Annotated in this window: 28 protein-coding genes and 1 pseudogene; 15 read left to right on the top strand and 14 right to left on the bottom strand. The window is 72.4% G+C overall.

Features of this window, described 5'->3' with window-relative positions:
• Positions 1 to 2: 2 nt before the first annotated feature.
• The 4 genes from EBO15_RS23930 to EBO15_RS23915 form a co-directional block, all read right to left on the bottom strand.
• Positions 3 to 1,835, bottom strand: coding sequence for a hypothetical protein (locus tag EBO15_RS23930; protein WP_122196681.1), 1,833 nt, complete (start codon positions 1,833 to 1,835; stop codon positions 3 to 5).
• A gap of 104 nt (positions 1,836 to 1,939) precedes the next feature.
• A complete protein-coding gene (locus EBO15_RS23925) occupies positions 1,940 to 2,458 on the bottom strand; it encodes an Lrp/AsnC family transcriptional regulator (RefSeq protein ID WP_122196680.1) in 519 nt (172 codons plus the stop codon).
• Between the two features lie 52 nt (positions 2,459 to 2,510).
• Positions 2,511 to 3,899 carry an NAD(P)/FAD-dependent oxidoreductase gene (locus tag EBO15_RS23920; RefSeq protein ID WP_122196679.1) on the bottom strand — a complete coding sequence of 463 codons (1,389 nt, stop codon included), beginning with the start codon at positions 3,897 to 3,899 and terminating at the stop codon, positions 2,511 to 2,513.
• A gap of 148 nt (positions 3,900 to 4,047) precedes the next feature.
• A complete protein-coding gene (locus EBO15_RS23915; RefSeq protein ID WP_122196678.1) occupies positions 4,048 to 5,484 on the bottom strand; it encodes an aldehyde dehydrogenase family protein in 1,437 nt (478 codons plus the stop codon).
• A gap of 182 nt (positions 5,485 to 5,666) precedes the next feature.
• Here EBO15_RS23915 and EBO15_RS23910 point away from each other — a divergent pair, with 182 nt between their 5' ends.
• A complete protein-coding gene (locus EBO15_RS23910; protein ID WP_122196677.1) occupies positions 5,667 to 7,064 on the top strand; it encodes an APC family permease in 1,398 nt (465 codons plus the stop codon).
• A gap of 55 nt (positions 7,065 to 7,119) precedes the next feature.
• On the opposite strand, the gene EBO15_RS23905 is transcribed toward EBO15_RS23910, so the two are convergent.
• Genes EBO15_RS23905 through EBO15_RS23890 form a run of 4 tightly spaced genes read right to left on the bottom strand, consistent with a single transcriptional unit; the run spans position 7,120 to position 8,585 of the window.
• The gene (locus tag EBO15_RS23905; protein WP_147481631.1) at positions 7,120 to 7,545 is read right to left on the bottom strand and encodes a hypothetical protein; all 426 of its coding nucleotides are present in this window, start codon (positions 7,543 to 7,545) and stop codon (positions 7,120 to 7,122) included.
• Positions 7,542 to 7,871 (bottom strand): hypothetical protein, encoded by a 330-nt coding sequence (locus tag EBO15_RS23900; RefSeq protein WP_122196675.1) that lies wholly within the window; start codon positions 7,869 to 7,871, stop codon positions 7,542 to 7,544. Before EBO15_RS23900 ends, EBO15_RS23905 begins: the two co-directional genes overlap by 4 nt.
• Positions 7,868 to 8,266 (bottom strand): hypothetical protein, encoded by a 399-nt coding sequence (locus tag EBO15_RS23895; RefSeq protein WP_147481630.1) that lies wholly within the window; start codon positions 8,264 to 8,266, stop codon positions 7,868 to 7,870. Before EBO15_RS23895 ends, EBO15_RS23900 begins: the two co-directional genes overlap by 4 nt.
• Before the next feature lies 1 nt (position 8,267).
• Entirely contained in the window at positions 8,268 to 8,585 is a 318-nt protein-coding gene (locus EBO15_RS23890; protein ID WP_122196673.1) for a hypothetical protein, read from the bottom strand.
• Between the two features lie 308 nt (positions 8,586 to 8,893).
• Between EBO15_RS23890 and EBO15_RS46860 the strand changes: the two are divergent.
• From EBO15_RS46860 to EBO15_RS23875, 4 genes and pseudogenes are all read left to right on the top strand, one after another.
• Positions 8,894 to 9,058 (top strand): annotated as a pseudogene (locus EBO15_RS46860) (helix-turn-helix domain-containing protein); the annotation flags it as partial.
• Positions 9,056 to 9,733: a DUF5753 domain-containing protein gene (locus EBO15_RS23885; protein WP_325051936.1), complete on the top strand. Its 678-nt coding sequence runs from the start codon at positions 9,056 to 9,058 to the stop codon at positions 9,731 to 9,733. The pseudogene EBO15_RS46860 and the gene EBO15_RS23885, both read left to right, overlap by 3 nt.
• A complete protein-coding gene (locus EBO15_RS23880; RefSeq protein ID WP_122196672.1) occupies positions 9,723 to 9,923 on the top strand; it encodes a DUF397 domain-containing protein in 201 nt (66 codons plus the stop codon). The genes EBO15_RS23885 and EBO15_RS23880 overlap by 11 nt, the downstream gene beginning before the upstream one ends.
• Positions 9,924 to 9,950: 27 nt before the next feature.
• Positions 9,951 to 10,226 (top strand): DUF397 domain-containing protein, encoded by a 276-nt coding sequence (locus EBO15_RS23875; RefSeq protein ID WP_122196671.1) that lies wholly within the window; start codon positions 9,951 to 9,953, stop codon positions 10,224 to 10,226.
• Between the two features lie 86 nt (positions 10,227 to 10,312).
• On the opposite strand, the gene EBO15_RS23870 is transcribed toward EBO15_RS23875, so the two are convergent.
• Both EBO15_RS23870 and EBO15_RS23865 read right to left on the bottom strand, forming a co-directional pair.
• The gene (locus EBO15_RS23870) at positions 10,313 to 11,353 is read right to left on the bottom strand and encodes a phosphotransferase (RefSeq protein WP_122196670.1); all 1,041 of its coding nucleotides are present in this window, start codon (positions 11,351 to 11,353) and stop codon (positions 10,313 to 10,315) included.
• A gap of 48 nt (positions 11,354 to 11,401) precedes the next feature.
• Positions 11,402 to 12,913: a PucR family transcriptional regulator gene (locus EBO15_RS23865; protein ID WP_122196669.1), complete on the bottom strand. Its 1,512-nt coding sequence runs from the start codon at positions 12,911 to 12,913 to the stop codon at positions 11,402 to 11,404.
• A 153-nt stretch (positions 12,914 to 13,066) separates the two neighbouring features.
• Here EBO15_RS23865 and uraD point away from each other — a divergent pair, with 153 nt between their 5' ends.
• The 10 genes from uraD (at position 13,067) to alc (ending at position 23,444) form a co-directional block, all read left to right on the top strand.
• Positions 13,067 to 13,564, top strand: a complete 498-nt coding sequence (uraD, locus tag EBO15_RS23860; protein WP_233616396.1) for a 2-oxo-4-hydroxy-4-carboxy-5-ureidoimidazoline decarboxylase — start codon at positions 13,067 to 13,069, stop codon at positions 13,562 to 13,564.
• Complete coding sequence (gene uraH, locus EBO15_RS23855) at positions 13,565 to 13,879, top strand: hydroxyisourate hydrolase (RefSeq protein ID WP_122196668.1); 315 nt, start codon at positions 13,565 to 13,567, stop codon at positions 13,877 to 13,879.
• A 3-nt stretch (positions 13,880 to 13,882) separates the two neighbouring features.
• Positions 13,883 to 14,770 carry a factor-independent urate hydroxylase gene (gene pucL / locus EBO15_RS23850; protein WP_122196667.1) on the top strand — a complete coding sequence of 296 codons (888 nt, stop codon included), beginning with the start codon at positions 13,883 to 13,885 and terminating at the stop codon, positions 14,768 to 14,770.
• Between the two features lie 12 nt (positions 14,771 to 14,782).
• Entirely contained in the window at positions 14,783 to 15,658 is an 876-nt protein-coding gene (locus EBO15_RS23845; protein ID WP_122196666.1) for an FAD binding domain-containing protein, read from the top strand.
• On the top strand, positions 15,658 to 16,134 hold the full coding sequence (locus EBO15_RS23840; protein WP_122196665.1) for a (2Fe-2S)-binding protein: 477 nt from the start codon (positions 15,658 to 15,660) through the stop codon (positions 16,132 to 16,134). Before EBO15_RS23845 ends, EBO15_RS23840 begins: the two co-directional genes overlap by 1 nt.
• Positions 16,131 to 17,495: an 8-oxoguanine deaminase gene (locus tag EBO15_RS23835; RefSeq protein WP_122196664.1), complete on the top strand. Its 1,365-nt coding sequence runs from the start codon at positions 16,131 to 16,133 to the stop codon at positions 17,493 to 17,495. Before EBO15_RS23840 ends, EBO15_RS23835 begins: the two co-directional genes overlap by 4 nt.
• A gap of 128 nt (positions 17,496 to 17,623) precedes the next feature.
• Positions 17,624 to 19,873: a molybdopterin cofactor-binding domain-containing protein gene (locus EBO15_RS23830; protein WP_378238937.1), complete on the top strand. Its 2,250-nt coding sequence runs from the start codon at positions 17,624 to 17,626 to the stop codon at positions 19,871 to 19,873.
• Between the two features lie 20 nt (positions 19,874 to 19,893).
• Positions 19,894 to 21,018 (top strand): glycerate kinase, encoded by a 1,125-nt coding sequence (locus tag EBO15_RS23825; protein ID WP_199744764.1) that lies wholly within the window; start codon positions 19,894 to 19,896, stop codon positions 21,016 to 21,018.
• A 31-nt stretch (positions 21,019 to 21,049) separates the two neighbouring features.
• Complete coding sequence (gene allB, locus EBO15_RS23820) at positions 21,050 to 22,381, top strand: allantoinase AllB (protein WP_122196662.1); 1,332 nt, start codon at positions 21,050 to 21,052, stop codon at positions 22,379 to 22,381.
• 1 nt (position 22,382) lies between these two features.
• On the top strand, positions 22,383 to 23,444 hold the full coding sequence (gene alc / locus EBO15_RS23815) for an allantoicase (RefSeq protein ID WP_122196661.1): 1,062 nt from the start codon (positions 22,383 to 22,385) through the stop codon (positions 23,442 to 23,444).
• 43 nt (positions 23,445 to 23,487) lie between these two features.
• Here the strand turns inward: alc and EBO15_RS23810 are convergent, their stop codons facing one another.
• The 4 genes from EBO15_RS23810 to EBO15_RS45430 all read right to left on the bottom strand — a co-directional run bounded on the left by EBO15_RS23810 (position 23,488) and on the right by EBO15_RS45430 (position 25,933).
• Complete coding sequence (locus EBO15_RS23810; protein WP_233616395.1) at positions 23,488 to 23,961, bottom strand: carboxymuconolactone decarboxylase family protein; 474 nt, start codon at positions 23,959 to 23,961, stop codon at positions 23,488 to 23,490.
• 155 nt (positions 23,962 to 24,116) lie between these two features.
• Positions 24,117 to 25,124, bottom strand: a complete 1,008-nt coding sequence (locus EBO15_RS23805) for a hypothetical protein (protein WP_122196659.1) — start codon at positions 25,122 to 25,124, stop codon at positions 24,117 to 24,119.
• On the bottom strand, positions 25,121 to 25,486 hold the full coding sequence (locus EBO15_RS23800) for a hypothetical protein (protein ID WP_122196658.1): 366 nt from the start codon (positions 25,484 to 25,486) through the stop codon (positions 25,121 to 25,123). Before EBO15_RS23800 ends, EBO15_RS23805 begins: the two co-directional genes overlap by 4 nt.
• Before the next feature lie 210 nt (positions 25,487 to 25,696).
• Complete coding sequence (locus tag EBO15_RS45430; protein ID WP_199744763.1) at positions 25,697 to 25,933, bottom strand: DUF397 domain-containing protein; 237 nt, start codon at positions 25,931 to 25,933, stop codon at positions 25,697 to 25,699.
• Between the last annotated feature and the right edge of the window lie 3 nt (positions 25,934 to 25,936).

The following is a 25,936-nucleotide window of genomic DNA, read 5'->3' as shown; positions in this document are numbered from 1 at the left end:
GGCTACTGGCGGGAGAGGACGCGGGAGGCGCCGGCGATGATGGTGGTGGCGAGGATCCAGCCGGAGGCCGTGAGGGCGGCGGCGAGCCACTGGTAGCCGCCGCGTGGGGCGAAGCCGTCCTGGCCGAAGCTCACGATGGGGACGAGCAGGTCCAGGGCGTAGAGGAACGGGTTGAACTCCGGTGCCTCGTCCTTCTTGAGGGGTGGCGGGTGATGTCCGGCGAACACGACCGTTCCGAGGGCCAGCAGGGCGATCAGCCATGTGGCGGCGCGTTGGGGTCGGTAGCCGTAGCCGACCGTCCAGTCTTGGAGGTAGCCCCAGATCTGCAGGGGAAGCTGTTGCCCGCTGCGGCGGCGGCGCTGTTTCGCTAGCAGGACGTTTCGTGCCGCGGCGTCGTGGCCCGTTCGCTGGTAGAGGGCGGCCAGGTGTTCGTAGGGCTGCGGTATGTAGCCGTCGGTGTCGCGTGTGAGCAGCTGTAGGCGGTCGGCCACGGGTGTTGGGCGGTGCAGGGACTCGTAGGCGAAGCCGTCCAGGCGCACCGAATCGGGCCAGGCGGTGGGGAAGTCCGCGAGGACGCCGGTCGAGGCGTGCCGGAGGTCGGCCTTGCCGAGGATCGTCGTCGTCCGGCCCAGGCGCAGGATGCCGGAGCGTGACCGCTTGAGTTCGAGGTCGCCTTCGATGCGCGCTCCGTCGAAGCACAGGTCTCGGGCGATCTCGGCCGAGGTGAACGAGACGCGTCCCGTTGCCGTGAAGCCCTTGCAGCAGTCGACGGCGCCGTCCGCCTTGACGCGCGCGGCGCTGAGGGCGGCGCCCTCCGGGTTGGAGACGTGCGCGTTCTGGAAGGTGATGCCGCCCCGGACGCCGGCGTCGATCATGTGGATCTCGCCGGTCACCCTGGCCTCCTCCAGCATCAGGGGGCCGTTCAGTGTCGCGCCGGGCAGGGACAGCGCGACGCGTCCGGGGTTGGAGAGGCGGGCGCCGCGCAGGAAGAGGTTGCCCTTCACGCGCATCCCGCCGAACGTCAGCTCGCCGTCCGCCGAGAAGCCGTCGCACAGGCGCGCGCTCTCGCCGATCTCGCTCTGGACGGCGTAGAGGGCCGAGGCCCCGGGGTTGGACAGCGTCGCGCCCTCCATGAGGAGGGCGCCGGTCAGGGTGGCGCCGCGGATCGAGAGGCGGCCCTCGGTGGTGACGGAGGACATCTCGAGGATGCCGTCGACCTTGAGGGCGTCGGCGTGGAGGGCGTCGTGGCCGGGGTTGGAGAGGCGGGCGCCGGTGAGGTCGCAGCGGCGGCCGATGCGGGCGTCCTGGAGGCGGAACTCGCCGGACGCCTCCATGCGGTGGGCGAACAGGCCGTCCTCGGCGGTCAGGCCGTCGCCGTCGAACGCGACGCCGCCGGGGGCGGCGAGGCGGGCGCTGGAGAGGTCCAGGATGCCGCCGACCTTGGCGACGTTCAGGCGGACCGGGCCTTCGACGTGGGATCCGCGAAGGCTGAGGCCGCCGGTGATCTGGGTGCCGACGGCCTGGAGGGCGGGGAGGCGGGTGCGGGCGAGGGTGAGGGTGGGGAGGCGGGCGCCGTCCAGGACCGGGGGGTGTTCGAAGGCGCAGCCGACCAGGATGAGGGGGTGCGGGACGGTCGCCAGGGACAGGTCGAGGAGTCCGGTGATCCGGGCGTTGAAGAGGCGCACGGCGGGCGTGCGGCCCAGGGTGCCGGGGCGGGTGCTGAGGGCGAGGGCGGCGAGGACCTCGGCGCGGACGGGTTCTCCGGCGAGGTCGACCGGTAGGGAGTCGGGGAAGGCGTCCCAGACGCGTTGCTCGGGAGCGGTCAGATCGTCCACACCCGTGGGACGCCCGGGAGAGGGCCGCGGTTTTCGCGGCCCTTGGCCTGCCCCGGTCAGCGCCTGTCCCCGTCAGCGCCTGCCCAGGTCAGCGCCTGCCTCGGTCAGCGTTGGTCGAGACCGGACCCCGGGGGAGGTTCGGGGGCGTTCAGGACGGCCTCGACGGCGGGGACGCCCCAGCCGTAGGCGAGCTTGTGGACCTCCAGGACGAAGAAGGACTCGGTGGAGACGACGCCGTCGATCTGGTGGAGGCGGTGGTTCATCAGGTCGGTGAAGTGGCCGGTGTCGCGGCAGATGACCTCGGCCATCACGTCGTAGCCGCCCGCCGTCATGATCACGTAGGACGTCTCGGGCAGGTCGCGCAGGGCGCGGCAGACGCGCGGGGCGGCGCCGGCCGCGACCTTGATGCCGATCATCGCGAGCCGGTCGAAGCCGATGTTCAGGGGGTTGGCGATGCCGACGACCTGCAGCACGCCGGACTCCTCCAGGCGCTGCACCCGGTACCGGACCGAGGACGCCGGGATGCCCAGCTCCTCGGCGATCTGCGCGTAGGGACGTCGGCCGTCGGCCTGGAGGATCGCGATGATCCGGCGGTCGATGTCGTCCAGGGAAGCCGTGCTCATCCGGGATGTCCGTTTCTGCCGTGGAGGGTCCGGGCGGACCCATGATGCCGGGTCAGGAGTCGAAGCCGAGGCCGAGTCCGTCCAGCAGGCGCAGCCAGGCGTTGCGGCGGCCGGTGCGGTCCTCGTGGTTCAGGGACAGGCGGGTCGCCTGGACGCCCAGGTAGCGGACGGGTTCGGGCGGGAACGGGACGGGCGGGCGGCGGATCATCGCGGGCCGGGTGCGTTCGGTGTCACGTCCGGCGAGCAGGTCGAGCATGACCTCCGCGCCGTACCGGGTGGCGGAGACGCCGAGGCCGGTGAAGCCGAGCGCGTAGCCGATCCGCCCGCCGGACGCGGTCCCGGCGAACATGCAGAACCGGGTCGTCGAGTCGATCACGCCGCCCCAGGCGTGGCTGAACGGGACGTCCGCGAGCGACGGGAACGCCTCGGCGAACTGCGCGGCGAGCTTCTCGAACGTCTCCGGACGCTGCGTCAGCGCCTCGTCGACGCGGTTGCCCCAGTGGTAGATCGCGTCGTAGCCGCCCCAGAGGATCCGGTCGTCCGGGGTCTTGCGGAAGTAGTGGAACTGGTTCCCCGCGTCGGACAGGCCGTGGTCGCCCGTCCAGCCGATCCCGGCGAGCCGGTCGCGGGTCAGCGGCTCGGTGACCAGGGCGTAGTCGTAGACCGGGATCCAGCTCAGCGCGAGGCGGCGCAGCAGCGGGCGGTAGACGTTCGTGGCGAGCGCGACCTGGACGGCCGACACCTCGGCGTAGGGGGTGACGAGCCGGACGCGTCCCCGGCGCGGGGTGACCAGCTCGGTGACCTCGGTCCGCTCGGCGATGCGGACGCCCGCGCGCAGGCACGCGTCCCGCAGGCCCCAGACGAGGCGGGCCGGGTCGAGCGTCGCGTAGTCGTGCACCATCAGGCCGACGGACCAGAGCGGCGAGTCGACGTGTTCGCGCAGGTCGGAGCCTTCGAGGAGGGTGGCGCGTTCGCCGTGTTTCGCGGCGAGCGCGGCGGCGGAGCGCAGGCCGTCCTCCTGCCAGGGCGTCGCGGCGAGCGCGACCTTGCCCGCGCGGCGGAAGTCGCAGTCGATGCCGAGGGCGTCGATGTCGCGTTCCATCGCGTCGAAGTTCGCGAGGCCGAGCCGCTGGAGCTCGCCGATCTCCGCGGGCCACCGCTCCGCGCCGTTCGCCAGGCCGTGCGTGATGCTCGGCGAGCAGAACCCGCCGTTGCGCCCGGACGCGGCGTGCCCGCAGGTCTCCTGCTCGACGACCAGGACGTCCAGGTCGGGACGGCGGCGCTTGGCGAGCAGGGCCGTCCACAGGCCGGTGTAGCCGCCGCCGACGACCGCCAGGTCGCAGCGGGTGTCGGACGTCAGGCGGGGGAGCGGCGCGGGGCGGTCCCGGTCGAGCCAGAACGGGACGGCGGCCGTGCGGGCCAGGTGGGAGCGGTGGCTCATGCGAATCCTTCGCGGGCGGACGAGCAGGACGGGCCCCGGCCCCGGACGAGGGGGATGGAGCCGGACCCCGGACGAGGGGGACGGAGCCGGACCCCGGACGGGCGGGGAGCCCGTCCCCGCCCGTCCGGGGCCCGTGGCGGGGACGGGGTCAGAGGGAGATGACGCCGGTCCGGGTGTCGGTCATGTCGAGCAGCGTCCACTTGCCGCCGATGCGTCCCCAGCCGGTGCCGCGGCCGCCCGCGCCGCCGAACGGCATGTTGACGTCCCACCAGGAGTTGGAGTCGTTGACGATGACCTGGCCGACGGCCATCTCCTCCATGAAGCGGAACGCCTTGGTCATGTCCTTGGTGAAGACCGCGCCCTGGAGGCCGAGCGCGTCGTCGTTGGCGATGCGCAGCAGGTCGTCGTCGTCGCGTCCGGTGATGATCGGGACGACCGGGCCGAAGGACTCCTCGCGGGACAGCAGGCTGTCCTCGGGGACCTCGTCCACGACGGTGAACTCGTAGTACAGGCCGGTCGGGGCGTCGGCACGGCGGGCCCCGCCGAGGAGGATCTTCGCGCCGCGCTCGCGGGCGTCGGCCATGTGCCGGTCCATCTTCGCGGCGACGCCCTCGTTGTTCAGCGGGCCGAGGTTGACGGCGGCGTCGAACGGGTCGCCGAGGACGACCGTCTCGGCGGCGCGCAGCACCTCGGCGACGAACGCGTCGTGCACGTCGGCGTGGACGATGACGCGCTCGGTGGCGCAGCAGACCTGGCCCGCGCACAGGTAGGCGCCGTCGACGGCGGCGCGGGCGGCCGCGGCGAGGTCGGCGTCGGCGAGGACGACGACCGGGCCGTTGCCCGAGCACTCCATGACCGAGCGCTTCAGCCCGGCCATCTTCTGGATCCGCGCCCCCGTGGCGGACGATCCGATGAACCCGATCGCGTCGATCCCGGCGTGCGTGACCAGGGCCTCGCCGGTGGCGCCCCCGCCCGGGACGACGTTGACCAGCCCGGCCGGGACGCCCGCCGCGATGAACGCCTCCATCGCCGCGAGGACGGTCAGCGGGGTGTTCTCCGGCGGCTTGACGACGTGCGCGTTGCCGGTGGCGAGGCCGGGCGCGACGAACTCGGCGAGCATCAGCAGCGGGAAGTTCCAGGGCGTGATGATGCCCCAGGTGCCGACGGGCCGGTGGTAGGTGAACATCCGCTTGGACGAGTCGGTGGACGGCAGCGTCTCGCCGTGCAGCCGGACGGCGTCCTCGGCGTGCAGGTGGAAGAGCTTGGCGGCCTCCTCGATGTCGGCGACCGACTCGGCGAGGGGCTTGCCCTGCTCCAGGGTCTGGAGGCGGGCCAGCTCGTCCACGCGCTTGGCCAGCTCGTCGCCGATCCGGTGACAGAGGGCGGCGCGTTCCCAGACGTTGGTGGCGGCCCAGGCGGGCTGCGCGGCGCGTGCGGCGGCCACCGCGGCGTCCACGTCGGCGGCGGTGGCCTCGGGGATCGCGCCCGCGCGCTCGCCGGTGGCGGGGCTGATCACCTCGACGATCCCGGTGCCCTGGCCGGACACGTAGGCGCCGTCGACGAAGAAGCTGCTGGTGGTCGTCATGGGATGACCCTTCCTGCTCGGGGTGGCCTCCCACCCTGCAATCAGCAGAAGATTCCTGTCAAGACTCACGATCCAACATCTCTGAACTTGATCTTGTGCGGAATCTTCAGTCTTGACGGGCTTCTTTTGTCGGATCTATAACGAGTGGCACCGCTCACACCACCCCGACGCAAGGACCCCGCATGACGGCACACCCCGAGACCGTGGCGACCGACCCGCCCGCGCTGCAGAAGAAGATGCGCTGGTGGGACGGGTTCGCGATGTCCCTGACCATGCCCGCGGCACTGATCGCCTCGCTCGGCGCGTCCATCGGCGGCCTCGGCGCCTGGGGCGCCATGGCGATCTGGGCGCTGTCGATGGTGCTCGCCACCGCGACCAACTGGATCTACACCGAGCTCGCCGCGATGTTCCCCGAGTCGTCCGGCGGCATCGCGCACTACGCGGCCGAGGGGTGGCGCAGCCGCGCGCCCGTCGTCGGGCCCATCGCCAGCATCGGCTACTGGTTCCCCTGGACCACGGCCCTCTCGGTCTACGCGGGGATCATCGGCTCGCTCGTCCAGGCCCAGTGGTTCCCCGACCAGGACTGGAAGTGGACGCTCGGCCCGGTCGAGCTGACCTTCCCGATCCTCGTCGGCCTGGGCGTGATCTTCCTGCTGTTCTGCGCCGCGATGGTCGGCCTGCACGCCGCCATGTGGGTCGTGTACGTGACGGGCGGCGTCCTGCTGATCCCGCTCGCGGTGTTCATCGTCGGGCCGTTCGTGACCGGCGACTGGCACGCGTCCGGCCTGCACTGGAACCTGCACGGCATGGGCGGTCTGCGCGAGGCGCTCGTCTGGCTGTACGTCATGGCCTGGACGTCCTTCGGCGTCGAGGTCTGCGCGACGTTCGCCCCCGAGTACAAGGACACCGTCCGGGACACCTCCCGCGCGCTGCGCGCCGGCGTCCTGTTCTCCCTCGGCGTCTTCGTCCTGCTGCCGCTGTCCCTGTCCGGCTACGTGGGCGAGCAGAAGATCGGCGCGGAGCCGACCACGTTCTACGTCGGGGCGTTCCAGAAGCTCATCGGCGGCGCGGCCGACCTCATGGTCGTCTTCCTCATCGCCTCGCTGCTGCTCATCATGATCACCGGCCTGGCGGACGGCTCCCGGGTCCTCTACAACATGGGCACCGAGGGCACGACGCTCAAGCAGGTCGGCAAGCTCACCAAGCGGGGCGTCCCGGCGCGCGCGCTGCTCGTCGCCCTGGTGATCAACGCGTTCGTGCTGCTCGTCCTGAAGACCCCGCTGGCGATCATCGTGACCGGCAACCTCGGCTACATCCTCACCCACGTCCTGGCGATCTCCGGCTTCGCCCTGCTCCGCAAGGACCGCCCGGACGCGCCCCGCCCGATCCGCCTCCCCGGCTTCTTCGTCCCGCTGGCCTGGCTGCTCGCCGCGTTCCTGCTGGTCGTTCTCGTCGTCGGCGCCACCGGCTTCTCGATCACCGGCTACGGCGGCTACAAGGAACTCGGCATCGCCCTCGGCGTCCTCGCCCTCTCGGTCGTCCTCTGGCTCTACCGAACGAAGGTCCAGGACAAGCGCTGAATCAGGCGCTGCCCCGGCCTGCTTCGGACGCTTCACGAAGCAGGCCGGGGAGCCTTCAGGGAGAGCCGCTTCCGGCGCCGCTCTCCTCGGAGCGAGTGCGGCGGCAGCGCTCCAGGAGCGGTCCGAACCGGCTGTCGAGGGGGAGCGTTCGGGCGCGCGCCTCGATCGACACCTGGGTGTCGGCGAACACCTGATCCTCGACGCGGGTCTGCACGTCGAGCGGCACCCGGAACGTCCGCATGGCCTCGGTGTAGGCGTCGGCGACGACGGTCCGCGCCGCCCGCAGCGCCTCGTCGGCGGGCCTCTCGGACAGCGGGATCAGGGCGGGCGCCGCCCTCTCGGCGGCCATCGCGTTGATCAGCCCGACCTTCACTGCGTCCTGGTCGTGGTCGATCAGGGCCGTCCGATACGACGCCATGACCACCTCGGCCATCCTCCGGGGCCGGGCCGGTGTGCCAGGGGACATCGGCTGATCGCTCACGTCGACTCCTGCCGGATGAGCTGCCGACGGATCCTGTCGGACGACAGCGGACCTCCGTCGCCGCCGCGCATGCCCACCACGACCAGCAGTTCGCGGCGGAGGAACCGGATCGGCCCCTGAGGGTGTTCCTGCCGGAACGACACGAGTCCTTCCGTCGCCCAGCTGTGCAGCGTCGCGATCGTCACGTCGACCAGCAGCGCGGCGAAACGCGGCACCATCCAGCCCTCGTCCACGAAGGCGGGAACGCCGTAGGTCCGAGCGACCTGGCCCTTCACCGTCAGCGGATAGTTCTCCGGGGTCAGCGTCGTCCCGGGGGCGGTGCTCACCGAACCGCCTCGCGCTGGCGGATCTGGTCGTTGAGCTCCCGGACGATGACCGTCGCCGCCTCACGCAGGTTGTTCGCCGCCGCGAACGGGGCTCTGTCGTCGCCGCCCACGAACCACCACGCGCCGCGCGCGTAACGGCACCCCACGGTCACCGCCGCGACCGGCAGCGCGTTCGTCCGGTTCCCGACGGCGGCGACGGCGACCACGTGCATCACGATCTCGTGGCCCCGGTAGCTGTAACTCGCGGACAGCCCTGCTGGGAGCCGTCCGGCGAGATGGGTCAGGTAGGCCATGCGCTCCCGATTGGGCACCGCCAGAGCCACGCCGGCCGTCGAGTCCGGCACAGGCGGCGCGACCCGCGCCCCTTCGTTCCTGATCGAGTGTCGCCCCGACATTTCACCCTCCCTGCGGGTTGACGACGCGCCGGACGGCGGCGGCTGCCTGGTCGATGTCGTCGGGCAGCTCGTCCCCCCAGGACCAGTACGCGACGACCGAGCCGTCCTCACGACGGCCGGCCCGAATCACCTCGTTCAGGTGTCCGGTCACCCCGACCGCCAACAGCACCGGCGGACCGCCGATCCGCTGCTGCACCGTGGCGCGCTCACCGAGACCGCGCACAGCCTCCGCAAGCTCGACCAACAGCTCCTCCTCGTCGTCTAGGAGCAGGGTTTTGGGAATCGAACTTTCGTTTGTCTGACTGGTATCGAGCGACATGGCAGTTGTCCTCTGATCTCCACGGGGGTGGACGCGAACGGGGTGGGAGAGGTGAGACGGCATGGGCCGCCTGTGATCACAGATTGTTGTGATTCACCTCCGGCGTGCTTCCGAGTAGAGCACTATGAAACCTGCACTTCAAGCGAACGAAGGGAATCGCCGCGACGAATTTCCGCAGCTCAGAGGCCCATTGCGAATCGGGTGCGGGGATGCTTTCATTTCGAGTGAAAGACCACCCCGCAGTGAAGTGGAGGTGAAATGGATGTCCGAAATTCAGACGGGATCGACCGCGTAGACAGCTCGGCCGGTACCTCCGGCAGCTCCGTACCGACGCCCGCATCACGGTGCGGGCCGCCGCCGAGGCGCTGGAGTGGTCGGAGGCGAAGATGTGGAGGATCGAGACCGGCATTACCTCGCTGCGCTCGCTCGACGTCGAGGCCATGTGCCGTGCCTACGGCGCGCCGGACGACATGCGCGTGGCCCTGATGGGGCTGGCCAAGGAGACCAAGGCCAAGGGGTGGTGGCACGCCTACGGGGACGTCATCCCTGACAGCTTCGATCTCTACATCGGCCTGGAGGAGGCCGTCGAGACGCTGGAGGAGTACTCGCCCGAGCTGGTTCCGGGCCTTCTCCAGACGCCGGACTACCACCGGGCGCTCTTCCGGAAGAACAGGCCCGACCTCCAGGGTGAGGAGGTGGATCGTCGTGTTCAGCTCCGCGTTCAGCGGCAGCGCCTGCTCACCCGGTCCATCGCGCCGCCGTCCCTGCGGGTCGTCCTGAACGAAGCCGTCGTCCGCCGGGTGGTCGGCGGGGTGGACGTCATGTCGGACCAGCTCGACCGGCTGGCGGAGATGAACGACCGCCCCAACGTCTCCATCCGGGTCGCCCCGTTCTCGGCGGGAGCGCATCGCGGGGCCGACACAGGCCCGTTCATCATCATGCGGTTTCCCACCACAGGGGACGGACGCGATCACGAGCCCCCTACCGTGTACGTGCAGGGCTTCACCGGAGCCCTGTACCTGGACAAGGCCCATGAGATTCATCGCTATGCCGAGGGGTGGGCGCAGATCTGGGACGACGCCCTGCCCGAAGGGGACAGCACGGCGCTGTTCCGGCAGATCGCAAAGGAGTGGAACGATGACTGCTGACTTCAGCGCGGCGACCTGGCGCAAGAGCAAGCGCAGCAACACCGAGCAGGCGTGCGTGGAGGTCGCCACCGTGCCGACGGCCGTCGGCGTCCGGGACAGCAAGAACCCCGAGGGCGGCCACCTCACGATGGACCGAGCTTCCGTCGGAGCCCTGATCGCCAAGGTGAAGGCGGGTGACCTGGACTTGTAACGCACTCCGTTCGGAGAGACGGTGTCAATGCGGGCCGAGTCTGTTCGAACGCGCTCACTGCTGAGGACTTGGTGGCGCACGTTCAGTAAAGGCGTTGGAGGCACTGTGAAAACGTCTGGGCTCTCTGGATGGCGCAAGAGCAAGCGCAGCAACACCGAGCAGGACTGCGTGGAGGTCGCCACCGTACTGACTGCTGTCGGCATCCGGGACAGCAAGAACCCGGATGCGGGACACCTGGAGCTTGACCGCCCTGCGTTCGCGGGGCTTCTGGCTCGCGTGAAGTCGGGAGACCTGTCCCTGTAGCCCCCCGCGATGGCCCCGGCGGACGGGATCCGCCGGGGTCGCTGTGGCGCGGCCTGGGCTACTGATGAAGCTGGAGGCAGGCGCTTTCAGAAGTCAGCGGCATCAGTCGAGTAATCGGTCCCCGAGCCTCCTTCGGCACGAGGTGTGCGGCGGGTAGCGGTGCCGGGAGCGGAGTTCCCAGAGCGTGCGGCGAAGCGCCGACGAAAGTCAGCGAAGGTGGGGAAGGCGGCGGTGTCGACCGTTCCTGCGTGTTCGTACTGCTCTAGACACTCGGTGAACAGGTGCCGGCGGTACAGCCATTTGCCCGCCTTACCTTCGGGTGCGTCGTCGGGCGAGGCGTGGGCAGGGCGGGTGAGGGCGAGGAAGAACATGCTCTTGATGACCAGGAACTCCCCGAGGAAGGCGCTGGGCCGCTGGGCCAGGAGCGGCCCGGCCGCGTCGTCGACGGCCGCCAGGTAGGTGGAGCGTTGCGCGGACGTGGGGGAGTAGCGGCCTGTGCCGCCGCCGAACGCGATGATCTCCAGGGCCGGGACGACGTCGTAGCCGACGGGGGCCAGACCATGGTGCTGCCAGTCGATGACACCGGTGGGAAAGAGGTTCGGCAGGCCGTAGTCCAGGCTGGACGCGCACAGCGGCAGGTCCTCCAGTCGCCGCAGGGCGGTCGCGATCACCTTTCGGCGGTGCGGGGATTCCAGGTCGGGGCTCTCAGCCCACACGGCGGCGGTGTACCCGGCTCTCTCCGCGAACTCGGCCAGCAGCGTGGCGGAGGTGGCCATCGGGTGGGCGGCCTGGGCCCGCAGTAACTCGGCCGACACCTGCGCCGCCGTTGCGGCGACCTCGTCGTCCAGTAGACCGCCGGGTACGCCGTCCGCACGGCGGTCGGCCATCTGGTGCAGCGACGAGCCGGGCAACGCCTCCTCGACGAAGAAGCCCGACCCGTCGCCGACGTGCCCTTCTTCCAATATCTGCGGAACCGGGTAGCCCATCGTCCGAACGCGGCGCAGGAACGCTGCTTCAGCCAGGATCTCTGGTCCCGTCCGCTTGAAGCGGCTGCCGTCAGCTGAACGCCACACCGCACCGTCGCCTCCGGTCCGGTGCTGCACCAGCTCCCAATTCTCAAAAGTCACGACATTCCCTCTCGGTCGCTTCACCTACCGGTTCCCAATATCCATGGGTTAGGCGAGGCGGAGGGCTAGGAAGAAGTCGACTCGGTCTTCTAGGCGGGACAGGTCGCGGCTGGTCAGTTCCTCTATTCGCTGGATTCGGTAGCGGACGGAGTTGACGTGCAGGTGCAACTGCTCGGCGCAGCGCGTCCATGAGCCGGAGTGCTGGAGGAACGTCTCCAGGGTCAGGACCAGGTCGGCCTTGTGCTCTTCGTCGTAGGTGCGCAGCGGGTCGAGGAGGCGGACCTTGAACATGTGGCGGACGTCGTCGGGGACGGACGCCAGCAACAGGACGTGCGTCGCCAGCTCGTCATGCCGGACCACCGACACCGCGTCCCCGCGTCCGGCGGACAGCCTCCGGGCGTAGCGTGCCTCCTCCACCGCCCCGCGCAGCTCCCCGGCGGTGACGACGTCGCTCACTCCGACCGCCAGGCGGTCGCCGCCGAGGCCGGGGGCGAGGGCGTGCAGTGTCCGGTGCACCTCGCCTGCGACGTCCTGACCTGGTTCGACCTGGACCAGCGCGATCGCCTCGTCGTCCAGGAGGCCCACGACGGGGTCGTAGGGAAGCGTTTCGCGCAGGACGGTTCGCAGTTCGCCGGGACGCAGGCGTCCGGACGAGGTCGCCGACACGATGGTGAATGTCGCCGACGCGTCCAGGCCGGTCAGTTCGAGGCGGGGGACGACCTCGTCCGCTGCCGCTCCTGCCACCACCAGCCGGACGAGCTCCTGCGTCAGGCGTCCGGGGACGCTCAGCCGGTCGTCCTGCCGGGCCCGTTCCAGCGCGACGATCGCGGTCAGCTCCGAGACCAGCGCGCGGCGTTCGGCCGGCCAGTCGGCGAGGTCGCCCGCGCAGGCCACGAACCAGTCGGCGACGCGCGCGGTCGTGTCCGGTGCGACGGGGAACAGGGAGAGGTCCGCCGGGGCGTGGCGGTGGGGGAGGCGGGGTGCGGTGAGGAAGGCGTGGGCGAGGTTCGCCGGGGCGGCGGGGGGAGTCGGGCCCGCGACGACGCGTCCGGTCGGGGTGAGGACCCAGCAGCGCATTCCTAGATCTCTGTCGAGTAGCTCCAGGACCGGCCCGAGGCCAGCGCCTTCCGTCACTCCTGCCACCAGGCGCCGGTGGCGGTCCAGGACGGCGGTCAGGTCGGCGGCGCGGGCGCTCGACAGCCGCCGGGCGACCTGCTCGGTCACCGTCGCGAACGCCACGTCCTCCGGCACCCGGAACAGCGGGATCCGGTGCCGCGCGCATGCCTCGACCAGGTCGTCCGGGATCGTCCCCTTCACGGCGTCCCAGGCGGCCAGCGCGGACACCCCGGCCCTGGCCAGGGCCCGGACGAACACCTCCGAGTCGCCCGGGGACGTCCGCCACATGATGCCCGTCAGCACCAGCTCCCGCCCGCTCAGGTAGCGGGACGGGTCGAGCAGGTCGGTCGTCACCACCCAGCGGATCACCCGGTCGAGCTCGTCGTCGCCGGTCACCAGCGCCAGCCGGAGCTCGGGCACCTCCAGCAGGGAACGCAGCCTCATGGGGTCGAACGTAACCCACGGGTCGAATCCGGTGGAGATTGGAGCAAAGCACGAAATTCGTTCGGTGGGTTCGGGTGGACTTCGGACGTCCTGTGCCTCGACCGGGCGGGGCGCGGCTGTGTGTACTCGAGGTGATCCACCCGAGGGGGCCGAGTGCTGGACCGCCTGAACGCGCTGCCGACGATGGTGGCCGAGGCCGAGTTGCTGACGTGCTGTGCCTCGCGGCGGTGGGCCGTCGAGGTCGCGGGCGGGCGGCCCTACGCGAGCCTTGCCGCGCTGGCCGAGGCGTCCGGGAAGGCCCTCCAAGATCTTGACTGGACGGACGTCCTCGAGGCGCTCGCCGCGCATCCGCGCATCGGGGAGCGGGTGGCGGGTGGGGAGCGTGAGGCGCGGTGGTCTCGGGGGGAGCAGGCCGGGGCGGCGGGCGGTGGGGATGCCGTGCAGGCGGCTCTGGTCGAGGGCAACCGCGCCTACGAGGAGCGGTTCGGGCATGTGTTCCTGATCTGCGCGACCGGGAAGACCGCTGAGGAGATCCTCGCTGACCTGCGCGTTCGCCGGGGGAACGACGACGGGACGGAGGTCGCGGCCGTCCGGTCCGAGCTGGCCGCGATCACCGCGCTGCGGTTGGCCAAGCTGATCGGAGGGGCCTGAATGTCGCTCTCCACACACGTGCTGGACGCAGCGAGGGGCCGTCCCGCCGACGGCGTCGCCGTCCGGCTGGAACGCCGCGAGGACGGCGCCTACCGGAAGATCGCCGAGGCCCGCACGGACGCCGACGGACGGATCCGCGACTGGGGCGGTGCGGAGATCGCCGCCGGGACGTACCGGCTGGTCTTCGACACGGAAGGGCTGTCCGACTTCTATCCCGAGGTCGCCGTGGCGTTCGTGGTCGACGACCCCGGACGGCACTTTCACGTGCCACTGCTGCTGAGCCCGTACGCGTACTCGACCTACCGAGGGAGCTAGCCGATGGCCATCGTTCTCGGCCCCAACCGTTACGGGAAGGCGGAGACGCGCGTCGTCCGGGTCACCAGGGACGGCGGCCTCCACCACATCAAGGACCTGAACGTCGGCGTCTCCCTCTCCGGGGACATGGAGGACGTCCACCTGTCCGGCGACAACGCCGCGGTGCTCACCACGGACGCGCAGAAGAACACGGTGTTCGCCTTTGCCCGGAAGCACGGCATCGGGGAGATCGAGGACTTCGCGCTGCTGCTCGCGCGGCATTTCGTCGACTCGCAACCGACGATCCACCACGCGCGCGTCGAGATCGAGGAGTACGCCTGGGACCGCGTCCCGGTCGAGGACGGTCCGCCGGGCGAACGGCATTCGTTCGTCCGCGGCGGCGCGGAGACGCGGACCTGCCTCGTCCACAGTGACGGCACCGGCGGGGAGGAGTCGGTGGTCTCGGGCCTGAAGGACCTGGTCGTCCTGAACTCCACGGGCAGCGAGTTCCACGGCTTCATCAAGGACGCGTACACGACCCTCGCCGAGACCGACGACCGGATCCTCGCGACGGCCGTGACCGCCCGGTGGAGGCACCGGACGGTCGGCTCGGACTGGGCGGCCTCGTACACGCGGGCCCGGAAGGGTCTGCTGGACGCGTTTGCCGGGACGCACTCCCTGTCCCTCCAGCAGACGCTGTACGCGATGGGACGTCGCGTCCTGACGGACGGCCCGGAGCTCTGCGAGGTGCGGCTGGTGATGCCGAACAAGCACCACTTCGCCGTCGACCTGTCCCCGTTCGGGCTCGACAATCCCAACGAGGTCTTCTTCGCCGCCGACCGCCCGTACGGCCTGATCGAGGGGACGGTCATGGACGACGTCGCGCCGGGTTCCACCTCGGCCTGGAAGTGAGAGTCTGGAAACATGGACTTCCTACGGCCTCTGACCTGGGCTGACGCCCTCGCCGCCAAGGCCGCGCACCCCGGTGCGACGCCGATCCAGGGCGGCACGGACGTCATGGTCGAGATCAACTTCGACGCGCGCCGCCCGGAGGCGCTGCTCGACCTCACCTCCGTCCCGGAGCTGACGGAGCACGAGACCCTGGAGGACGGCACGCTCCGCGTCGGCGCGGGCGTCCCGTACGCCCGGCTGATCGCCGACCTGGGGGACCGGCTGCCCGGCCTCGCCCAGGCGGCCCGGACGGTCGGGTCGCCGCAGATCCGCAACCGGGGCACGGCCGGCGGGAACCTCGGCGCGGCCTCGCCCGCCGGGGACTGCCACCCGCCGCTGCTCGCCTCGGACGCGGTCGTCGAGGCCGAGTCGTCCGCGCGCGGAACGCGGCTGATCCCGGCCGCCGAGTTCTACCTGGGCGTGAAGCGGAACGCGCTGGAGCCGGACGAGCTGATCCGCGCGATCCGGACCGCCCCCGCGTCCGGGCCGCAGTACTTCTCGAAGATCGGCACCCGGAACGCCATGGTCATCGCGGTCTGCTCGTTCGCGATCGCCCTGCACCCGGGTGAGCGCCGGGTCGGGACGGGCGTCGGGTCGGCGGCGCCGACGCCGCGCCGCGCGACGGCCGCCGAGGAGTACCTCTCCGGCGAACTCGACTGGGACGGGCGCGGCCCGCTGCCGGACCCGGTCGCCCGGCGGTTCGGGGAGCTCGTCCGGGAGGCGGCCGCGCCGATCGACGACGTGCGCGGCACCGCCGACTACCGCAGGCACGCCCTGGCGGTCCTGGCCCGCCGCACGCTGGCCTGGGCCTGGAACGACCATCGCGCGACCAGGGAGGAGGCGTCCTGATGAGGGTGAACGTCATCGTCAACGGCGCGACCAGGACCGTGGACGACGTGTGGGAGGGCGAGTCCCTGCTGTACGTCCTGCGGGAGCGGATGGGCCTGCCGGGCTCGAAGAACGCCTGTGAGCAGGGCGAATGCGGTTCCTGCACGGTGTACCTGGACGGCGTCCCGGTGTGCTCGTGCCTGGTCGCCGCCGGGCAGGCCGAGGGCCGCGACGTCCGCACGGTCGAGGGCCTCGCGCCGGACCGGGACGGGCTGGACCCCGTCCAGCGGGCGTTCCTGGAGGCGGGCGCCGTGCAGTGCGGGTTCTGCACGCCCGGCCTGATCGTCCAGTCGCACGACCTGCTCGAACGGGTGCCCGAGCCGTCCGACGCGGAGATCCGCGAGGCGCTCGCGGGGAACCTGTGCCGCTGCACCGGCTACGAGAAGATCCTGGACGCGGTGCGGCTGGCCGCGCGCCGGAAGGCCGGTGCCGAATGATCACCCGCCCAGTGATCGTCATCGAGAACGCGCACGTCGTGACCGTCACCGGGGACGAGCACCCCGGCGGCCACGTCGTGATCGAGGGCGACCGGATCACCGCCGTCGGTCCCGGCCCCGCGCCGGCCCTCGACCATGCCGAGCGGATCGACGGATCCGGATGCCTCGTCACGCCCGGCCTGGTCAACACCCACCACCACCTGTACCAGTGGGCGTCGCAGGGCGTGTCCCCCGACCACACGCTGTTCGAGTGGCTCGTGGCGTCCTACCGGGTGTGGTCGATGATGGACGCCGAGGTCGTCGCGGGCGCGGCGTCCGCCGGGCTCGGCTGGCTCGCGCGGTCGGGCTGCACGACGTCCACCGACCACCACTACATCTTCCCCAGGGGACGCGGCGACCTGTTCGCCGCCGAGATCGAGGCAGCGCGGGAGCTCGGGATCCGGTTCCACCCGTGCCGGGGCTCGATGGACCGGGGCCGCTCCCAGGGCGGCCTCCCGCCGGACTCGGTGGTCGAGGACATCGACACGATCCTGAGCGAGACCGAGGCCGCGATCGACCGGTACCACGACGCGTCTCCCGGCTCGATGCTGCGGATCGCCGTCGCGCCCTGCTCGCCGTTCTCGGTCAGCCGGGACCTGCTCGTCCGGTCGGCGGACCTCGCGCGCGCCAAGGGCGTCCGCCTGCACACCCACCTCGCCGAGACCCTGGACGAGGAGGAGCACACCCGCGAGCAGTTCGGCATGACCCCGACCGAGTACATGGACTCGATCGGCTGGCTCGGCCCGGACGTGTGGCTCGCCCACTGCGTCCACCTCCAGGACGCCGACATCAAGCGGTTCGCGGAGACCGGGACGGGCATCGCGCACTGCCCGTCGTCCAACGCGCGGCTCGGCGCGGGCATCGCCCGGGTGTCCGCGCTGCTGGAGGCGGGCGTGCCGGTCGGGCTCGGCGTGGACGGCGCCGCGTCCGCCGAGATGGTGCCGCTCGCCGGGGAGATCCGGCAGGCCATGTACATGCAGCGCGCGGTGCACGGCCCCACCGCGCTGACCGCCCGCCGGGCGCTGGAGATGGCGACGCTCGGCGGCGCGCGCTGCCTGGGCCGCGAGGACGAGATCGGGTCGCTGGAACCCGGCAAGCTCGCCGACATCGCGCTCTGGCGGGTCGACGGCTTCCACACGGCGGTCGACGACCCCGTGGTCGCGCTCGCCTACGGCGGGACGCCGCCCCTGGAACGCCTGCTCGTCGGCGGCCGGACGGTCGTCCGCGCCGACACGCTCGTCTCCGTCCCGCAGGACGAGGCCGGACGCCGCGGCGCCGCCGCGCACCGCCGCCTCATGACGCTCGCCGAGGAGGTGCTGTAGCCATGGCGACACCGGTCAGGACGCCGGGCGGAACACCGGTCAGGACGCCGGGCGGAACACCGGTCAGGACGCCGGGGAGGACGCCGGTCAGGTCGCCGGGGCACGTGGCGGCGCACGGCCACGGAGGCGTGGGAGACAGCCCGCCGCGCCCGGACGGCACGCTCAAGGTCGCGGGCGAGTTCGCCTACGCGTCCGACCTGTGGATCGACGGGATGCTGTGGGGCGCGACGCTCCGCAGCCCGCACCCGCGCGCCCGGATCGTGGCGCTCGACGTCGGGCCCGCGCTGGCGCTGCCGGGCGTCCGGGCCGTCCTCACCCACGAGGACGTCCCAGGCAGCAGGTTCTTCGGCATCGACGGCACCGGGGACCAGCCGGTTCTCGCCATCGACCAGGTCCGGCACGAGGGCGAGCCGATCGCGCTCGTCGCCGCCGACCATCCGGAGACGGCGCGGCGGGCGCTGAAGCGGATCGCGGTCGGGTTCGAGGTGCTGGAGCCGATCACGGACGCGCGGGCGGTGATCGCGGACCCGGAGGGGCTCCGCGTCCAGCCGCTCGGCGGGATCACCCGGTACCAGCCCGTCCGCGTCGGGGACGTGGACGCGGCCCGCGCGCGGGCCGAGGTCGTCGTCTCCGGCGACTTCGAGGTCGGCATCCAGGACCAGGCGTTCCTCGGCCCCGAGTCCGGCCTGGCGATGCCGTCCGAGGACGGCGGGCTCGACCTGTACGTGTCGACGCAGTGGATGCACAACGACCTCAAGCAGATCGCGCCGTGCCTCGGCCTCGCCGAGGACGAGATCCACATGACCCTCGCGGGCGTCGGCGGCGCGTTCGGCGGACGCGAGGACCTGTCCATGCAGATCCACGCGGGCATGTTGGCGCTGCACACCGGCAGGCCGGTGAAGATGTCCTACAACCGGCACGAGTCGTTCTTCGGGCACGTCCACCGGCATCCCGCGTCGATGCGCTACGAGTACGGGGCCACGGCGGACGGCGGGCTCGTCTACGCGGACGTCGAGATCGTCCTGGACGGCGGCGCGTACACCTCGTCCACGCTGAACGTCACGGGCAACGCGGCGTCGCTGGGCGTCGGGCCGTACGAGATCCCGAACATCCGCATCGACGCCTACGGTGTCTACACGAACAACCCGCCGTGCGGTGCGATGCGCGGGTTCGGCGCGGTGCAGGCGTGCTTCGCCTACGAGGCGATGATGGACAAGGTCGCCGCGGCCTGCGGGCTGTCGCCACTGGAGGTCCGGCGCCGCAACGCCGTCTCCCAGGGCTCCAGGCTGGCGACCGGGCAGGTCATCGACGCGCCCGCGCCCCTCGCCGAGATGCTGACCCGCCTGGAGGCGATCCCGATGCCGCCCGCGGCGGACGCCTCCGACCTCCGGAACCTGCCGGGCGGCGTCTCCCAGACCACGCACGGCGAGGGCGTCGTCCGCGGCGTCGGGTACGGCGTCGGCATCAAGAACATCTGCTTCTCCGAGGGCTTCGACGACCTGTCGACCGCGCGCGTCCGGCTGGAGGTGATCGGCGGCGAGGCGACCGCGCTCGTCCACACCGCCGCCGCCGAGGTCGGGCAGGGCCTGGTCACTCTGGAGGCGCAGATCGCGCGGACGGAACTGGGCGTCCGCCGGGTGACGCTCGCGCCCGCCGACACCACCGTCGGGGACGCCGGGTCGTCGTCGGCGTCCCGGCAGTCGTACATGACGGGCGGCGCGGTGAAGACCGCGTGCGAGGCGGTCCGGGGCGTCCTGCTGGAGCGGGCGGCCGCGCGGTTCGGCCACCACGACCTGACGCTGGTCGGCGGGACGGTCGTGTCGCGGGAGGCCGGGGAACTGGCGTCCCTGGAGGAGGTCCTCGGGGACGCGGTCATCGAGGAGACCCGCGAGTACCACCACCGGCCCACGCAGAAGATGGACCCGGCCACCGGCCAGGGGAACTCGCACACGCAGCTCGCCCTGTGCGTGCACCGCGCCGTCGTGGACGTCGACACCGAACTCGGCCTGGTCAAGGTGGTCGAGATGGCCGCCGTCCAGGACGTCGGGAAGATCCTCAACCGGCTGTCGCTGGAGGGGCAGATCCACGGCGGCTCGGCGCAGGGCCTCGGCCTCGCGCTGATGGAGGAGATCGTGGTGTCCGGCGGCGTCGTCCGGAACCCGTCGTTCACCGACTACCTGATCCCGACGATCCTCGACATGCCCCCGATGCGGCTCGACATCCTCGAGAACCCCGATCCCGCCGCGCCGTACGGGCTGCGCGGCGCGGGGGAGCCGCCGACGCTGTCGTCCACCCCCGCCATCGTCGCGGCGATCCGCGACGCCACGGGCCGGGCGCTGGGCCGGGTTCCGGTCCGCCCGGAGCACATCGTGGCGTGACCAGGGGAGAAGGGGGGACGATGCGGAACCATGTGGTGATCGCGCCCGACAAGTTCAAGGGGTCGCTGACGGCGGCCGAGGTCGCCGCGCGCGTGGCGGCCGGGCTGCGGCGCGCCCGTCCCGGCGTCCCGCTCGTGGAGCTGCCCGTCGCGGACGGCGGCGACGGCACCGTCGACGCCGCCGTCGCGTCCGGATTCTCCCGGGTCGCGGCGACGGTGAGCGGGCCGACCGGGGAGCCGGTCGACGCGTCCTACGCGGTGCGCGGGACGACCGCCGTGGTCGAACTGGCCGAGGCGTCCGGGCTGCGGCGGCTGCCCGGCGGCGCACCCGCGCCGCTCACCGCGTCCAGCCGGGGGACGGGCGAGCTGGTCGACGCGGCGCTGCGCGGCGGCGCGCGGCGGATCGTCCTCGGCCTCGGCGGGTCCGCCTGCACCGACGGCGGCGCGGGGATGGCCGTCGCGCTGGGCGTCCGCTTCCTGGACGCGGACGGTGCCGAGCTGCCTCCGGGCGGGGCCGCGCTGCGACGGCTGGCGTCGGTCGACGCGGGGTCGCCGCCGTCCCGGCTCGCGGACGTCGAGGTGGTCGTGGCGAGCGACGTCGACAGCCCGCTGCTCGGCCCGGACGGCGCGGCCGAGGTGTTCGCGCCGCAGAAGGGCGCGTCCGCCGCGCAGGTCCGGGAGCTGGAGGAGGGCCTCGCGCGGCTCGTGTCCGTCGTGCGGGACGGCGGTTCCGTCGCGGAGCGGGCGGGGGCGGGAGCGGCCGGAGGCGTCGGGTTCGGGGCGATGGCGTTCCTCGGGGCGTCCGTCCGGCCGGGGATCGGGTACCTGCTCGACCTGCTCGGCTTCGCGGACGCGGTGCGCGGCGCGCGGCTCGTCGTCACGGGCGAGGGCTCACTCGACCCGCAGTCCCTGCGCGGCAAGGCCCCGGTCGGCGTCGCGCGGGCCGCGGGCCGGCAGGGCGTCCCCGCGATCGCCGTCGCCGGACGCCTCGCCCTGACCGGCGCGCGGCTCCGCGAGGCCGGCCTCCGCGACGCGTTCGCGCTCACCGACCTCGAACCCGACCCCGCCCGCTGCGTCGCGGCCGCGGGACCGCTGCTGGAACGTCTCGCGGCCGAGCGCATAGCGCCGTCCTGGCTGACCGAGTGAGGAGAGCCGACCGAGTGAGGGAGAGGCGACCATGCCCGACGACCTGGTGATCCGCTCGCGCCGCGCCGTCCTGCCGGACGGGGAGCGGCCCGCCGCCGTCGCCGTCCGGGACGGGCGGATCACCGCCGTGGCCGACCACGCGGCCCCGCTGCGCGCGGGAGCCGAGGTCGACCTCGGCGACCTCGCCCTGCTCCCCGGCCTCGTCGACACCCACGTCCACGTCAACGAGCCAGGCCGGACGGAGTGGGAGGGCTTCGCGACCGCGACCCGCGCCGCCGCGCGCGGCGGCGTCACGACGCTCGTCGACATGCCGCTCAACTCCCTGCCGCCCGTCGTCGACCCGTCCGCGCTGAAGGTGAAGCGCGCGGCGGCGTCCGGGGCCGTCCACGTGGACGTCGGGTTCTGGGGCGGCGCGGTGCCCGGGAACGTCCCCGAGCTGCGCCCCCTGCACGCGGCCGGGGTGTTCGGGTTCAAGTGCTTCACGGCCGACTCGGGCGTCCCGGAGTTCCCGCCGCTGACCCCGGACGGGATGGACGAGGCGTTCCGCGAGATCGCCGCGCTGGACGGCCTGGTCATCGTCCACGCCGAGGATCCGGCGGCGCTGGCCGAGCCGTCGTCGGGCGCGTACGCCGACTTCCTGGCGTCGCGTCCGCCGTCCGCCGAGCGGTCCGCCGTCGAGCGGGTCATCGGCCTCGTCGAGCGGACGGGCGTCCGCGCGCACATCCTGCACCTGTCGGCGGCCGACTGCCTGGAACCCCTGGCCGAGGCCCGGGAACGCGGCCTCCCGATCAGCGCCGAGACCTGCCCGCACTACCTCACCCTCTGCGCGGCGGACGTCCCGTCGCCGGACGCCACGGCGTTCAAGTGCTGCCCGCCCATCCGCGACGCCGCCAACCGCGACGCCCTCTGGGCGGGCCTGGCCGAAGGCGTCATCGGCTGCGTCGTCACCGACCACTCGCCCTGCACGCCCGAGCTGAAACGCGGCGACTTCGCGACGGCGTGGGGCGGCGTCTCGTCCCTGCAACTCGGCCTGCCCGCCGTCTGGACGGCGGCCCGCGCGCGCGGCCACTCGCTCCGCGACGTCGTGCGCTGGATGGCCGAGGGGCCGTCCGCGCTGGCCGGGCTGACGTCCCGGAAGGGGCGCATCGCCGTCGGCAACGACGCGGACCTGGTCGCGTTCGCCCCCGACGAGTCCTTCACGGTCGTCCCCGGCGACCTCGAACACCGCCACCCCGTGACGCCCTACGCGGACCGCACGCTCACCGGCGTCGTCCAGGCGACCTGGCTGCGCGGCGAGACCGTGACCGGTGTCCCGCGCGGCGTCCTGCTGAGCCGACCCGACCGCCGCCGAACGGAGCCGTGACTTGACCGACCTCTCCCCGACCGACCTCTCCGCGACCCAACTCTCCGCGACCGACCTCTCCGCGCTCCCGGACCTCGCCCTGCGCACCCTGGGCGGGTCGGTGCTCGCGGCGAGCGACGAGTCGTTCGCCGCGAAGGAGAACCTGATCAACCCGTGGACGCCGAGGTTCTCGCCGGAGACGTTCGGCGTGAAGGGCCAGGAGTACGACGGCTGGGAGACCGCCCGCCGCCGTCCCTGCCGCGACGGCGTCCCGGGCGACCCCGGACACGACTGGGCGCTCGTCCGCCTCGGCCTGCCCGGCGTGATCCGCGGCGTGGTCGTCGACACGGCCTGGTTCAAGGGCAACTACCCGCCGCACGCCTCGGTCGAGGCGTGCGCGCTCGACGGCCATCCCAGCCCGTCCGAGCTGGCGGACGCCGACTGGACGGAGATCGTCCCGAGGAGCCCGCTCACGGGAGACACCGCTCACGCCTTCCCCGTGGACGTCGAGCGCCGCTTCACCCACGTCCGGCTGCGCATGCTCCCGGACGGCGGCATCGCCCGCCTGCGCGTCCACGGCGAGGTGGTCCCGGACCCGTCGTTCCTGACCGGCCTCACCGTGGACCTGGCCGCCCTGGAGAACGGCGCGCGCGTCACCGGGTGCAGCGACATGTTCTATTCGTCGCCCGAGAACATGCTCTTCCCCGGCCTCGCGCGCAACCAGTCGGAAGGCTGGGAAACGGCGCGCCGACGCGACGACGGAAACGACTGGGTCGTCCTGAGAATGGCCGCGCCGGGCAGGATCGCCGTCGCCGAATTCGACACGACGCACCTCAAGTTCAACGCCCCGGCGGCGGTCTCCCTCTCCGTGAGCGCCGACGCGGAGACCTGGCGGGAGATCCTGCCGAGAACGCGCCTCCAGCCTGACACCCGGCACCGTTTCCGCCTCGATTCGGACGTCGAGGCCGGCTATGTCCGGGCCGATGTCCACCCGGACGGGGGCCTCGCCCGGCTCCGCCTCTGGGGCACCCTCACCCCGTCCGGGGAGCGGGCCGTCCGGGAGCGGTACGAGGCCCTGACCTGAGCGTCCGTCCGGGCCGCGACCGGCCCGGACGACCCTCCGGGGATCAGTAGCCGAACTGGCCGGGCTTGTAGTCGCCGCCGACCTGCCTGTTGATGACGCCCATCCGGTTGCTGGCGTTGATGAGGGCGACGACCACCAGCAGCGTGGCGAGCTCCGACTCGTCATAGTGCCGGGCGGCGTTCTCCCACACCTCGTCGGGGACGCCCCTGCCGTCGGCGATCCGCGTCCCCTCCTCGGCCAGCTCCAGCGCCGCGCGCTCGGCGTCGGTGAAGACGTTCGACTCGCGCCACGTCGCGACCAGGTTGATGCGCGTCGCGGTCTCGCCGCCGTGCGCCAGGTCCTTGGCGTGCACGTCGGTGCAGTAGCCGCAGCCGTTGACCTGGGAGGCGCGCAGCATCACCATGTCCCGGGTCGCCGCCGGGATCGTCGACTCCTTGATGATCGCCATGCTGGCCGAGGCGAAGTGCTTCAGCGCCTTGCCGGTGACCGGGTTTCCCATCAGATCCACGCGAGCCATCACGAACTCCTTTGGTGCTCTAAGAACGATTCGCCATGAAGATGCCGCCCACCCTTCTCGCGTGACAGGTCGCCGATGTGACCTGTGCCATAAGGAGACGTCCTCAAAAAGGAAATGGCCCCGCATCCGGAGTGGATGCGGGGCCGTTTCCCGTGTCAGTCCTCGGCCTTGTCCTTCCGGGGGGCCGAGAGCGCTTCGGCGATGGCGCTCTGCGGGGCCGGCGGCGGAGCCTGCCGCGCGGGCTCGGACGCCTTGGCGGTCAGCGACTCGGCGACCGACACCGGCGGGACCCAGCCCGGCTCGGGGGCCGGGGGCATGGACGGCAGGGACGGCAGGGACGGCTTCGACGGCGAGATGAGCCTCGGCGCGGTGGCCGCCGCGGGCCGGGCGGCGCCGTCGCTCCCCGGGGTCAGGACGCGGGGATCGCGGTCCGGGATGAGGCCGGGCGCGGGCCTGACCGCGGGCGACGGGACGTCCATCTTGCGCCGGGACGCCTTGCGCGACCGCGACCGGGAGCCACCGCCGCCGCCGCGTCCGCCGCCGCCCATCGCGCCCATCGGGATGCCGACCATCGGGACCACGTTCTGGTTCGCCTGCCCGGAGGCGGCATGGTCCGCGGCCTTGTCGTCCTTCTTGCCGTCCGGGGACGGATCCGCGGAGGCCAGCCGGACGCCGCGGTCCCGGGGCGGCGGGGCGTCGGCCGCGCCGTCGATCCTCTCCGGGAACGCGTGCCACAGTTCGGCGATGCGGGCGTCGAGGCGCCGCATGAACTGGTCGACGTCGTCCGCGGGGGTGCCGTGGTCCGGGGCGTTCTCGACGTACCAGGGCAGGATCTCGCCGCCGTAGGCGCGCAGGGCCTCGCCCATCGTCCGGGCGGCGGCGAGCAGGTGCTCGGCGTCGGTGAACAGGCGGCGGAGCGCGGCCAGGGACGGCGACGACGCGGCGGCCTCGTCCTCGGCGTGGCGGCGGACGAGGTGGAAGAGCAGGTCGCGGAGCTCGGCCAGGCGGCGGGCCGCGTCCTCGTAGGAGGCGGCCGCGGTCGCGATCTCCGCCGGGTCGGTGGCCTTCAGCAGGTCGCGGACCCTGTCGGCGTCGTCATGCCCGCCGGGCGTGCCGGCCGGGGGGTTGCCGGTGCGGATGGGAGCGTGGCGGGGGTCGGTCATGGGGTCTCCTGTGGAGCGCCGCCGAGGAGTTCGCCGACGTGCCGGACCCGGTCGACGGTGTCGTCCTCGGCCTCCTGGACGGTGTCCGCCGTGCGTTCCAGGGCCTCGGCGGCGGCCAGGACCTCGGTGAACAGCAGCCGGTAGGCCGCGCTGAACTCGGCGTGCCCGCGCCCGGCGGTCTCGGCCAGGGTCCGCGCGGCGTCCCAGCCGCCGAAAGCGGCGGCGGGCGTGTTCGTCCGGACGGTCACGTCGGGCGGGGATCCCGGCCCGCTGGGGCGCGCGAGCTCCCGCCGGAGCAGCGCCGCCGCTCCCCGGGCGAACTCGTGGTCGTGCGCCGTGCCCCCGTGGTTCGGTTCGGTCACGACTCTCTCCCTGGTGATCGGTAGAGGCCGCCATCCTGGCGGAGCGCCGCCACCCGGGTCAAACCGGACGGCGGCCACGTCCCGGACCATTACGGACGGGTCCCTTGGGCGTCCACGGCATACCCGAAGGTCACCGGCGCGATCGGCCGCCGCGCCGCACACGGACGAGGCCCCCGCGTCCACGCGGACGCGGGGGCCTCGGTGTGCGTGTCAGCCCTCGGCCGGGGGCTCCTCCTCCAGCAGGTCGTCGAACTCGCCGTCCTTGACACCGGCGACGAACGCGTCCCACTCGGCCTCGGTGAAGTAGAGCACGGGGCCGTCGTCGTCCTTGGCCGAACGCATCACGACGGCGCGCTCACCGAACTCCTTGTGGTTCACCGGGACGTCCTTGCCGTCGATGAACTCGATGATGACGCCATCGGTGACGATCGGTTCCTGGTTGTTCACTGC

The sequence above is a fragment of the Actinomadura harenae genome (assembly GCF_003696215.1).
GTDB lineage: Bacteria > Actinomycetota > Actinomycetes > Streptosporangiales > Streptosporangiaceae > Spirillospora > Spirillospora harenae.
This window is presented reverse-complemented; position numbering and strand designations above follow the sequence as displayed.